Source organism: Streptomyces calidiresistens, assembly GCF_014141525.1.
GTDB classification, from domain to species: Bacteria; Actinomycetota; Actinomycetes; order Streptomycetales; family Streptomycetaceae; genus Streptomyces; species Streptomyces calidiresistens.
The window spans coordinates 1-11,784 of sequence record NZ_VKHS01000080.1; the positions used below are offsets into that span (position 1 = coordinate 1).

Genomic DNA, 11,784 nt, shown 5'->3' on the forward strand with positions numbered 1-11,784 from the left:
GGGCGGGGAGGCGGCTGCCGGGAGGTCGGACCGGGGGCGGCTTCACGTCCCGGCCTCCGCCCGATCCGCGGCCATCGCGCCGGCGTCCAGTTCCAGCACGCCCACGATGAGGTCGGCACCGGCGAAGCCGGGGTCCTCCAGCGGGGTGCCGTCGTCCACGGCGAAGAGCAGCCGGCGCTCCCCCTGCCGGTAGGCGGTGCCGATGGGCGGCGCGACGGCGTGCACCGCGATCAGGGCCACCAGGTGCGGCAGGTCGGGGTCGATGCGGCGGGCGTCGGCCAACAGGCCGGAGAGACGGCGCGGTGCCTCCGGGGAGAGATCGAGGAGACGGGCCGCCGCGGCGTGCTGCGACTCGTCGAAGCGGCTGTCGTCCGGGGTGGCCACCAGTTCCGGCTCGGGCAGCTCGGACCCCAGGTGCTCACGGGGGGCCGGCGGTGTCAGCAGCAGGGCCACCAGGTCGGTGAGCCGGGGGGCTCCGGGGGCGCGCAGACCCGCCCCGCGCGCGAAGAAGGAGTCGGTCACCCGCCGTGCCTCGTCCAAGGGGCGTTCGAGCACGGGGGCCAGGATCTGCCCGTGCAGGTCGATGCCCGATCCGGTGGCGGCGGGGGAGAACGCCTGCCGGTCCTGTTCGGCGCGGAAGAGCGGGCCGGCCTCCAGGAGGCGGGACTGCAGGCGGGTGTGGCGCCGGATGCAGTCCCGCACGATGTCGACCAGTTCCGCCGCCCGTCTCTTGTGCACCGGGTCCTCGGCCTCGTCCCGCGCGCGGCGGATGTTGGTGAGGATGGCGTTCTCGTGGCGGTAGCGCTCGGCGATGTGGTCCAGCGCCTCGGAGATCAGGCCGGGGACGGTCTCCATCCAGTCCACCGCCCGGACGTCGCGGCGGGTCGCCTCCAGGGTGCGGCGCAGCGTCTCGGAGTACTGGACGGTGCGGTAGCGGGCCTGCTCGGCGGCGAGCTGCGCGTCGGCGAGGCGCCCCCGGCTGATCAGCACCTCCAGCTTGACCTCGGCGGCGATCTGGGCGCTGGTGACGTCGGTGTCGAGGGCCCCGACCAGGACGTTGACCGCCTCGTCGGTGGTGCGCAGACGGATGGTGCCGTCCGCGCCGGAGACCTCCTCGATGAGCTTGAAGTCGTAGTCGCGCCGGACGTAGGACCCCTCGGCGTCGAAGGTGCCGTAGACCACCCGGAAACCGCGGTCGGCGCTGCCGACGTTGATCAGGTTCTCCAGGACCCAGCGGGCGACCCGCTCGTGCTCCGCGGGGGAGCGATCGGGGGCCTGGGCGGCCACCCGGGGCCGCAACCGGACGACCACCTCCTCGTGGTCGGCACCGGCGTCGAAGTCCATGCTGAGGGTGACCAGGTCGATGGCGGCGAGGGCGATCTCCGCCATCGCGTACACGGTGTACTCGCCCGCCAGGTTGGCCTTCCGCACGTCCAGGTCGTGCAGGGGGGCGGTGCAGGCCAGGGCCCGCAACCGGCGGGCCAGCCCCTCGTCGGCCGCCGGGCCGGGCGCGGGACGCGGCCCCGGACGGGGCGGGGCGCCGACGACCGGGGCGGTGGACTCCGCGGTCCCGGTGCGGGCGGAGCGTGCGTGCGGGATCACGCAGCACACTGTAGGCGTCCGCACCGACACCGCGGTGCCGACCCCCGGCTCGGATGATCTTGGAAAGGGGGTCGCGCGCCCCGGACGGCACCCGCGGCTCCGCGGATCGCCGGTGAACCGGCCGGACTCCTCAGGGATGGTTGCGCGCCAGCAGCAGGGCCACATCGTCCCGGGGGTCGCGGTGCAGCGCCTCCAGCACCGCGTCGCACATCGCCTCGAGCGATCGGGAGGGACCGGAGACCACGTTCAGCAGGGTGCGCAGCCCCACGTCGATGTCGTCCCGCCGGTCCTCCACGAGACCGTCGGTGTAGAGGATCAGGGTGGCGCCGGGGGGCATGGGCACGCGTCTCGGGGAGAAGACCGCCCCGCCCACCCCCAGCGGCCGGGCCGGGGGCACCTCCAACAGATGGGCACGACCGTCGGGATCGACCATCACGGGGGGTGGGTGGCCGGCCGAGGTGACCTCGCACCAGCCTCCGGCGGGGTTGCACACCACGTGGACGCAGGTGGCGATGGACTCGCCGAGGCCCGTGGTGGTGGCGTCGAGGTGCTCCAGCAGCTCCGCCGGGGGCAGACTGAGCCTGGCGAGGGCACGGGTGGTGGAGCGCAGTTGTCCCATGATCGCGGCGGCGTGCACGCCCTTGCCCATGACGTCACCGACGATCAGCCCGGTGCGCCCGTCGTCCTGCGGCAGGACGTCGTACCAGTCGCCGCCCGCCTCACTGACGGCGGGGAGGTAGCGGGCGGCCAGGTCGAGTCCGGGGCGATCGGTCGGTACGGGCGGGAGCAGACTGCGCTGGAGGGTGAGGGCGGTGCGGCGCTCGCGGTGGTACAGCCGCGCGTTGTCCACGCTGATGGCGGCCCGGGCGGCGAGTTCCCCGGCCAGGGAGACGTCGGCGGGGCCGAAGGGTCGGGGGTGGTCGGTGCGGCACAGCCCGAGGGCTCCCAGGACGTGTCCGCGGGCGATGAGCGGAACGGCGAGATAGGAGTGCGCGCCGGCCTCCGCCAGCAGACGGGCGGCGTCGGCGTCCCGGGCGATCCGGCGCAACTCCTTCTCCCCCACCCGGGGGAGCACGATCGTTCGCCCCAGGGTGACGCATCGGGTGATCACCCGGGTGGGGCCGTACTCGGCGAGGTCGCCGACCCGGTCGGTGGCCCGGGCCGCCGCGGCGCTCCCCGCCCCCCGGTCGGCGAACGCGACCGCCAGGGCCCGGAAGCGGATCGAGCCGTCGGCCCGCACCGGCTCGGCCAGGTCACCGGTGAGCACGTCGTCCAGCAGGTCGACCGTGGCCAGATCGGCGAGGCGGGGCACCGAGACGTCCGCCAGTTCCCGGGCGATCCGGGGGAGGTCGAGGGAGGAGCCGATCCGGTCACCGGCTTCGGCGATGACCGCGAGGCGTTCGCGGGCCTCCGCCACCTCGTCCCCGGCCCGGTGGCGCTCGGTGACGTCGATCGCGGAGGCCGCCACTCCCAGGGGGCGGTTGCCGCGGTCCATGACGCGGTAGTAGGAGACCGACCAGACGTGATCGCGATCGGGGTCCGCGGGAGTGCGTCCGACGATCGTCTGGTCGACCACCGGACGGCCGTCGGAGAGCACCCGACGCACGGACGAGGCGACCCGGCCCGGGTCGATGCCGGGTAGCATCTCGTCCAGCCGTCGGCCCAGCAGCCGCTCGGCGGGGATGCCGTTGATGCGTTCCAGTGCGGGGTTGACCCGGCGCCAGCGCATCTCCTCGTCGAAGAGGGCCAGGCCGATCGGGGACTGCTCGACCAGGCTGTCGGAGAGGGCGAGGGTGGTCTCCAGTTCGCGCACGGTCTCCGCGTCGGCGGCCAGCCCGAGGATCTGGCGGCGCCCGTCGGGGGCCCGCATGCTGATGTGGCGGAACTCGGCGCGCCGGATCGAACCGTCCCGACAGCGGATCGGGAACACCCCGGCCCACTGCTCCCCTCCCAGAACCCGCAGGAACCACTCGGTCACGCGTTCCAGGTGCGCGGGAAGGATGAGGAGTTCTCCCGCGTTCGCCCCGACCGCCTCCTCGGCCCGGTAGCCGAACAGGCGCTCGGCCTCCGGGCTCCACAGGACGATGCGCGCCCGCTCGTCGAGGACGAACGCCGCCACCCTCAGCAGGTCGAGCAGACCGCCCGGCGCCTCGTCGGGGTTCCCGCGGTCCGGGGCCGCGGCGCCGGGTGGATGGTCGGGGCGGGGGACGCCGGGCGGATGGTCGGGGCCCACGGGGTTCCCGTCGGGGGACGGCCCGGTCGCGGACGTTCCCTCCCCGGCGGGAGGGACGGGACCCGGTGTCCCCCCGGTACGGGAGACGGCGGAGTCCGGGGCCGCGGCGGCGCGCGGCATGCCGACGGGGGGCGTGCCGGCCCTCCGTCGCTTCTCCCCGGCCATGCCGCCTCCTCGGTCACCCGACCATCCCGCCGAACCGGCGGGCCGTCGGGCCCATCGGCCCGTGAGGGGGCCGGACGGACACCGTCATCCCGGTTCGTCCGGGGTATCCATTCAACTGCCGTCGGACCCGGACCGCGCGGCGAACGCGCCGGTTGGGCTATCGGGGAGGCGGGCGTGATTCCTCGATCGTCCGTTCGGGGGAATTTTGCCGGAATAGCGCTGGAGTTCCTATCCTGGTGCGACCGGCTCCGTCACCCATGGACCCTCCCGGCGTCCCGGGAGAACGACCGCGGCGGGCGCCCGCCGCGGTCGAGAGAGGGGTTGTGATGCCCGCACCCAAACAACTGTTGAAGTCCCTGTCGCCGGAGTACCGCGAACGTCTCATGCGGGTGAGCCGGGAGGTGTCCTTCCCCGGGGGGCACCGGATCTTCGAGGAACGGGAGCGGGCCGACCGGTTCTGGGTGCTCCGTTCCGGCTCGGTGACGCTCGACCTGCGGCTGCCGGGCGACCGCACCGGTTCGGTCGCCGTCCTGGACCCGGGCGACCTGCTGGGTTGGTCGTGGCTCTTTCCCCCCCACGAGTGGGACTTCGGGGCCGAGACCGTCAGCCCGGTGCGGGCCCACGAGTTCCTCGGGGCGGACGTACGGGAGCTGTGCGATCGCGACCCCGCCTTCGGTTACACCCTGATGCGGCTGTTCGCCGAGATCCTGGCCCACCGCCTGCGTCTGGCCCGGAGCCGCGCCCTGGACCTCTACGCCCCGCGGGCCGCCGGCTGGTGACGGGGACGCCGCGCGCGACGTCCCCGGTCGGCGTCGACGGGGGATCAGGGACGGGAAGCGGGATCGCCGTCGGGGTCGGCATCGGGTGTCCCCCAGCCGCCGCCACCCGGCGTCTCGATCACCAGCAGTTCACCCGCGGCCGCCTCCACCGCGTCCCGCCCGCGCAGTTCCCGCCGCACCCCGTCGGTCCCCACCAGCGCGTCGCGGGCGAGTGCCCCCGGTGATCCGCCGGCCATGCCGTAGGGCGGCACCCGACGGTGACTTCCCAGCAGCGTGACGCTCATCGGTTCCAGGAAACGGAGGCGGCGCACGACACCGTCGCCGCCGCGCATCCGGCCGGCGCCGCCGCTCCCCTCCCGCACGGCGAACTCCTCCACCCTCACCGGGTGCCGCCACTCCAGGATCTCGGGGTCGGTCAGCCGGGAGTTCGTCATGTGGGTCTGCACCGCCGAGGTGCCCGGGAAGTCCGGGCCGGCGCCGGACCCGGAGGCGAGCGTCTCGTAGTACTGGGTCCGCTCGTTGCCGAAGGTGACGTTGTTCATCGTGCCCGACCCCTCGGCCTGCACCCCCAGGGCCGCGTACAGGGCGCCCACCAGCGCCTGGGAGGTCTCCACGTTGCCCGCCACGGTGGCCGCCGGATACCGGGGGGCGAGCATGCACCCCTCGGGGATGCGGATCTCCAGGGGCGCCAGGCATCCGCTGTTGAGCGGGATGTCGTCGGCCACCAGCGTGCGGAAAACGTACAGCACGGCGGCCGTGACCACCGAGGAGGGGGCGTTGAGGTTGTCCTCCCGCTGCGGCGAGGTGCCCTCGAAGTCGATCACCGCGGAACGCGTCTCCCGGTCCACCGTGACGCGCACGGCGATCACCGCACCGGAGTCCGTCTCGTACCGGCAGGAGCCGTCCGAGAGGTCGGCGACGATGCGCCGCACGGCCTCCTCCGCGTTGTCCCGCACGTGGCCCATGTAGGCCAGGACCGTCTCGCGTCCGAACCGGTCCATCACCGCCCGCAGCTCGGCCACGCCCTTCTCGTTCGCGGCGAGCTGGGCGCGCAGGTCGGCGAGGTTGGCGTCGGGGTTGCGGGAGGGATGGGGTCCGGAGGTCAGCAGCGCCCGGGTCTCCTCCTCCCGCAGCCGGCCGTCGCGCACCAGGAGGTGGCTGTCGAAGAGAACCCCCTCGTCGTGGACGGTGCGGCTGAAGGCGGGCATCGAGCCGGGGCTGATGCCGCCGATCTCGGCGTGGTGACCCCGGGAGGCCACCAGGAAGAGCAACTCGGCCGGCGTGTCCGGCGCGGCGGGATCGGGCGCGGCGAAGACCGGGGTGACGACCGTGACGTCCGGCAGGTGCGTACCCCCGTGGTAGGGGTCGTTGACCGCGTAGGCGTCGCCCGGCCGCATGGTGCCGGCGGTGCGGCGCAGCACCGCGCGGATGGAGTCGCCCATCGACCCCAGGTGCACCGGGATGTGCGGGGCGTTGGCGACCAGGTTGCCCTCGGGGTCGAACAGCGCGCAGGAGAAGTCGAGCCGCTCCTTGATGTTGACCGAGTGCGCGGTGTTCTCGAGGGTGACGCCCATCTGCTCGGCGACCGCCATGAAGAGACTGTTGAAGACCTCCAGCCGCACCGGATCGGCCTCCGTGCCGGCCGCCACGACTCGCGGACGCGGCAGGTACCGCTCGATCACCAGGTGCCCCTCGGGGCGGACCACGGCCCGCCAGCCGGGTTCGACCACGGTGGTCGCGTCGGACTCGGTGATCAACGCCGGACCGGTCACGGCGTGGCCGGGGCCGAGTTCGGCGCGCCGGTGGAGGGCGGCACGGTGCTCCCGGCCCCCGGCGTGCATCCGGATCCGGTCCGCGGGCCGCGCCTCGGCGGGCTCCGCCCCCGCTCCCGGCACGGTCGCGTCGTCCGCCCCCCGCCCCTCCCCGACCGGTACGGCGACCGGGGCCGCGTGGCCGGTCGATCCGGTCGCCTCGACGACGGCGGTCGCCACCACCAGCGGGCGGTCGGTCGCGAAGCCGTACCGGGCCCGGTGGGCGGCGGTGAAGGCGGCGGTCATCGCCCCGGGGTCCCCCGGCTCGACCGCCAGCGCCGCGTCGGTGCCCGCGTAGCGCAGGTGTGCCCGGGCGGTGGTGGTGATCGCCTCGTCCGCCAGGCCGTCGGCACGCAGCGCGGACCGCGCCTCCCGCGCCAGTTCGGCGCACACCCCGCGCAACGCCTCGGCGGACCGGGCGTCCAATTCCCGTTCCACCGAGCGCTCGCGCATCACCGTCACATCGGCCAGACCGATCCCGTGGGCGGACAGGACACCCGCCAGCGGCGGCACCACGACGGTCTCCACGCCCAGGGCGTCGGCGACCGCGCAGGCGTGCTGGCCGCCGGCACCGCCGAAGGAGACCAGGGCGTGGGTGGTGACGTCGTGGCCGCGTCGCACCGAGATCCGTTTGACCGCGTTGGCCATGGCGAGGACCGCGATGTCGAGGAAGCCGGCCGCCACCTCCTCGGGGGTGCGGCGGATCCCGGTGCGACGCCCGGTCTCCTCGGCCAACCGGGTGAAGCCCTCCCGCACCGCGTCCGTGTCCAGGGGGAGGTTCCCCCCGGGACCGAACACCCGCGGGAAGTGCTCGGGACGCACCCGGCCCAGCATGACGTTGGCGTCGGTGACCGTGAGGGGACCGCCGCGCCGGTAACAGGCGGGACCGGGGACCGCCCCCGCGGAGCGGGGCCCCACCCGGTAGCGCAGGCCGTCGAACTCCAGCACCGACCCCCCGCCGGCGGCGACGGTGTGGATGTCCATCATCGGCACCCGCACCCGCACACCGGCGATCTCACCGCCGTCGGTGCGCTCCCACTCCCCCGCCCAGTGGGAGACGTCCGTGGACGTGCCCCCCATGTCGAACCCGACGACCTCCCGGTGGCCGATGGCGGCACAGGAACGGGCCATGCCGACCACGCCACCGGCGGGGCCGGAGAGCAGCGCGTCCCGGCCCCGGAAGGAAGCGGCGTCCCGCAAACCGCCGTTGGACTGCATGAACAGCAGCGGGATACCCGGGAGTTCGGCGGCGATCCGTTCGACGTAGCGGCGCAGCACCGGGGAGAGGTAGGCGTCCACCACGGTGGTGTCGCCACGGGGCACCAACCGGATCAGGGGGGCGACCTCGTGCGAGACGCTCACCTGCTCGAACCCCGTCTCCCGGGCCATGCGGGCGACCTCCCGTTCGTGCTCGGGGTGGCGGTAGCCGTGCATCAGCACCACGGCGACGGAGCGGTACCCCGCCCGCCGGAGTTCCGCCAGCGCCTCGGCGGCGGCCCCACGGTCCAGGGGAAGGACCACCTCGCCCCGGGCCGAGACCCGTTCCGGGATCTCGACCACCCGGTCGTACACCGTCCCGGGGAGAACGATGTGACGGTCGAACAGGCGGGGACGGTTCTGCTGGGCGATGCGCAGGGCGTCGCGGAAACCCCGTGTGGTGATCAGGGCGGTGGGCTCGCCCCGACGTTCCAGGAGCGCGTTGGTGGCCACCGTCGTGCCCATGCGCACGCCCGCGATCCGGTCGGCGGGAATCGGCTCGTCCGGCTCCAGCCCCATGATGCGGCGGATACCGGCCACGGCCGCGTCGTCCACCCGTGAGGGGTCCTCCGAGAGGACCTTGCCCGTCGTCAACCCACCGTCCGGGCGGCGGGCCACCACGTCGGTGAAGGTGCCGCCCCGGTCGATCCAGAATTCCCAACGCCCGCTCATGGTCGTTATCGTGCCCGATCGGCCGCCCCCGGGCCACGGTGCGACGGGGGCCCCGGGGCACGGGGCCCCCGTGTCCGACCCGGGGCCCGGGCCCCGGGCGACCGGGCGACCGACGGACGCGACGGCCCGGGAGCCCCCGTCGCGGCGACGCGGACCGCCGCCGTTCCCGGAGCGGGACGACCGGGACCGGCCGGCTCCGTCGCCCCCAGGGCCGCGCGGGTGGCGTGCTCCGCGGCCCGGTCCAGCAGCGGAGCGGTCCCCGCGAGGCGGTGCCGGGCCTCCTCCGCGGCCAGGCGCAGCAGGCCGGGCAACAGGTCCCGGGAACGATCCACCACCCACCGGGTGCCCTTGGTCGCCATCCAGCGCGTCGCCGCCACCCGGCCGGGAGGGGTGCGGTCGCAGCGGACGGAGGGCGGCGCGCCGCCCCGCCGGTCCGTGGGGCCCAGCAGGGCGTGGACCTCGCGGGCCAGCAGACGGTGGCCGAGTTCCCCGGGGTGCAGCCGATCCACGCTCCAGAACCCGGGCAGCCCCAGCATGGCGTGGTCGGCGAGGTGGAGGTGGAGTGCCCCGTGACGGGCGGCGACGGTGTGCACCACCTCGTTGACCGAACGCATCCGGCGGGCCAGGGGGCGGGCCAGCGGACCCGGCAGACGGAGCAACCGCCCCGGATCGGGGAGACAGGCGGTGACCACGAGGGCCCCGTCCGATGCGAGGGAGCCGACCACGGTGTCCAGCGACCGGGCCACCCGGTGGATGTCGAAGGAGGTCCGCAGGGTGTCGTTGCCGCCGACCAGGACCGAGGCCAGATGGGGACGGAATCGGCGGGCCACGGGCAGTTGGTGCTCCACGACGTCCGCGCACCGGGCGCCGCTGTGGGCCGGTCGTTCGAATCGCACCGGATGGCCGGGGGCGGCGAGGGCGTCCGCGAGCAACGCGGCCCACCCCCGCCAGGTGCCGTCGGGCAGCGGGTCGCCGATCCCCTCGGTGAGCGAGTCGCCCAGCGCCGCGTACCTCAACTCACCGGTGGGGAGTTCTCCACGGGGTCCCGGGGGCGCGCTCACCGGGACCCCTCCCCGGCCCGGTCGGCGGCCCCGGCGAGCCCCGGGACCGGCATCGGAGCCGTCGGGAGCCCCGGGTGTCGTCTCGTCGACGGCCGCGCGGGCGCGGGAGGGACCGGCGACTCGACGGCCGCCTCGTGGGCGGTGAGGAAGGCCCGCACCGCCGCCTCCCGCGGGTACCGTTCGGCACGCCGGCGGGCACGGTCCCGGCGGATGGGCTCCGGGCGTCCCAGGAGGGTGAGCACCCCCTCCGCGAACGCCCGTCCCGTACCCGCCGCGGCCACGCCGGCGTCGCCCATCAGGGACGGCACCGCGGAGTGGGCGTGGGCCACCACGGGGGTGCCGCAGGCCAGCGCCTCCATGGCCGCCAGCCCGAAGGTCTCGGCCGGGCCGGGGGCGAGGACGAGGTCGGCCGACGCCTGGAGAATCGCCAGTCGGTCGGCCTCGGCGATGTGGCCGGTGAACACCACCGGCAACCGGTCGGACCGGACCCGCTCGACCATCCGCCCGCGCAGCGGACCGTCCCCGGCCACCACCAGCCGGGCCCGCACCCCGAGGGACCGCAGGTGGGCGAGGGCGTCCAGGGCGAGTCCGGGGTGCTTCTCCGGCGACAGGCGCGAACAGAGCAGGAGCACCACCTCGTCCGGGCCCGCGAGTCGGCGGCGCAGCCCGGGGTCCCGCAGGTCCGGCCGACGTCGTCGCAGGTCCACCCCGAGGGGGGCGAGGACCACGTTGCGCGCGCCGATCCGGAGGAACTCCTCCTGCGCCCAGCGGGTGGTGCACACCACCCGACTGTAGGCGCGGGAGGTGGGACGGTTGAGGCGATCGGCGGCGGCCCGTGCCACCGGGAGCGGGATCCCCCGGGCGGCCAGGACCCCGTCGACGCTCTCGTGGGAGACCATGATCGCCCGGACCCGGCGGCGCCGCGCCCACTCCCCCGTCCAGCGCAGGGTGGTGCGGTCGGAGACCTCCAGGCGGTCCGGTGCCAGCCGGTCGAGCAGCGCGGTCAGCCGCGGCCGGTCGAGCAGCGCCCGGTAACCGCCGGTGCCGGGAATCCGGGGTCCGGGCAGGGTGATGACCCGGCCCGCGGGGGTGCGGACGTCGGAGGTCCCCGGGCCGGGGACCACCAGCACGGGATCGTGTCCGGCGGCGAGGTATCCGACACCCAGTTCCGTCAGCGCGGTGCGCAGACCCCCGGAGGCGGGGGCGACGAAGTTCGCCAGGCGCACGATGCGCAGCCCGTGATCGGCGCGGCTCACCGCGCGACCGCCGTCCGGGCCCGGAGGACCTCCCGGTAGTGGTCCAGCAACCGGTCCCCGATCGCCTCCCAGCTCCGGTCGGCCACCGCCGCCGCGCCGGCGGCGGCCAGGCGGGCGCGCCGCGCCGGATCGTCGCGCAGCGCGACCACCGCCTCCCGCAGCGCCCCGGCGTCCCCGGGGCGGACGAGCAGCCCGGTGCGGTCGTGGTCCACCAGGTCCAGGGGGCCGCCGGCGGCGGGGGCGATCACCGCCACCCCGGACGCCTGGGCCTCCTGGACCGTTTGGCAGAAGGTCTCGAAGGGCCCGGTGTGCACGAAGACGTCCAACGAGGCGTGCAGACGGGCCAGGTCGGGTCCGGTCAGCCGCCCGGTGAAGTGCGCACCGGGCAGGGCTGTGCGCAGGGCGGGGGCGCTGGGGCCGTCCCCGACGATCACCGTGCGGACGCCGGGCAGGGCGGCGGCGGGCCCCAGCAGCTCCACGTGTTTCTCCGGGGCCAACCGTCCGATGTAGCCGATCAGCAGTTCGCCGGCGGGGGCCAGGGCGCGACGCAGCCCGGGGTCGCGGTGGGCCGGGTCGAAGCGCTCGGTGTCCACGCCCCGGGGCCACAGCCGGAGCCGGGGCACGCCGTGTGCCCCGAGGGCCCGCAGGGAGGAGGTGGAGGGCGCCAGGGTGAGGTCGGAGGCGGTGTGGACGGCGTGGATGCGGCGCCAGGCAGCGGCCTCCCCGGCGCCCAGATAGGTGCGGGCGTAGCCGGCGAGGTCGGTCTGGTAGACCGAGACGACCGGCACGCCCGCCCGGGCCGCGGCGGCCAGACCGCGCGGGCCCAGCACGAAGGGGCTGGCGAGGTGGACGATGTCCGGCCGGTGATCGGCCACGGCGCGGGCGAGGCGACGGCTGGGGAGCGCCACCCGCACCTGCGGGTAGCCGGGGAGCGGGAGGGAGGGGATG

At 75.3% G+C, this 11,784-nt stretch carries 7 protein-coding genes; 1 reads left to right on the plus strand and 6 read right to left on the minus strand.

The annotated features are described in order from the left end of the window. Window positions 1–42: 42 nt before the first annotated feature. Together FOE67_RS05910 and FOE67_RS05915 are read right to left on the minus strand one after the other, a co-directional pair. Entirely contained in the window at window positions 43–1,599 is a 1,557-nt protein-coding gene (locus FOE67_RS05910; protein WP_182661174.1) for a hypothetical protein, read from the minus strand. Between the two features lie 133 nt (window positions 1,600–1,732). Further along, window positions 1,733–3,835, minus strand: coding sequence for a SpoIIE family protein phosphatase (locus FOE67_RS05915; protein WP_323384317.1), 2,103 nt, complete (start codon window positions 3,833–3,835; stop codon window positions 1,733–1,735). Between the two features lie 491 nt (window positions 3,836–4,326). Between FOE67_RS05915 and FOE67_RS05920 the strand changes: the two genes are divergently transcribed. After that, complete coding sequence (locus FOE67_RS05920) at window positions 4,327–4,779, plus strand: Crp/Fnr family transcriptional regulator (protein WP_182661168.1); 453 nt, start codon at window positions 4,327–4,329, stop codon at window positions 4,777–4,779. 44 nt (window positions 4,780–4,823) lie between these two features. On the opposite strand, the gene FOE67_RS05925 is transcribed toward FOE67_RS05920, so the two are convergent. The 4 genes from FOE67_RS05925 to FOE67_RS05940 form a co-directional block, all read right to left on the minus strand. Then, window positions 4,824–8,519 carry a hydantoinase B/oxoprolinase family protein gene (locus FOE67_RS05925; protein ID WP_182661170.1) on the minus strand — a complete coding sequence of 1,232 codons (3,696 nt, stop codon included), beginning with the start codon at window positions 8,517–8,519 and terminating at the stop codon, window positions 4,824–4,826. Window positions 8,520–8,524: 5 nt separating this feature from the next. Further along, the gene (locus FOE67_RS29980) at window positions 8,525–9,580 is read right to left on the minus strand and encodes an SGNH/GDSL hydrolase family protein (protein ID WP_323384319.1); all 1,056 of its coding nucleotides are present in this window, start codon (window positions 9,578–9,580) and stop codon (window positions 8,525–8,527) included. Next, on the minus strand, window positions 9,577–10,836 hold the full coding sequence (locus FOE67_RS05935; RefSeq protein ID WP_323384321.1) for a glycosyltransferase: 1,260 nt from the start codon (window positions 10,834–10,836) through the stop codon (window positions 9,577–9,579). The genes FOE67_RS29980 and FOE67_RS05935 overlap by 4 nt, the downstream gene beginning before the upstream one ends. After that, window positions 10,833–11,784, minus strand: a 952-nt coding sequence (locus FOE67_RS05940; RefSeq protein ID WP_182661172.1) for a glycosyltransferase family 4 protein, incomplete at its 5' end; no start/stop codon positions are given. The genes FOE67_RS05940 and FOE67_RS05935, both read right to left, overlap by 4 nt.

Coding starts and splice junctions, on each gene's coding strand:
- FOE67_RS05920 (WP_182661168.1), top strand. CDS start 4,327: ATGCCCGCACCCAAACAACTGTTGAAGTCCCTGTCGCCGGAGTACCGC.
- FOE67_RS05925 (WP_182661170.1), bottom strand. CDS start 8,519: ATGAGCGGGCGTTGGGAATTCTGGATCGACCGGGGCGGCACCTTCACC.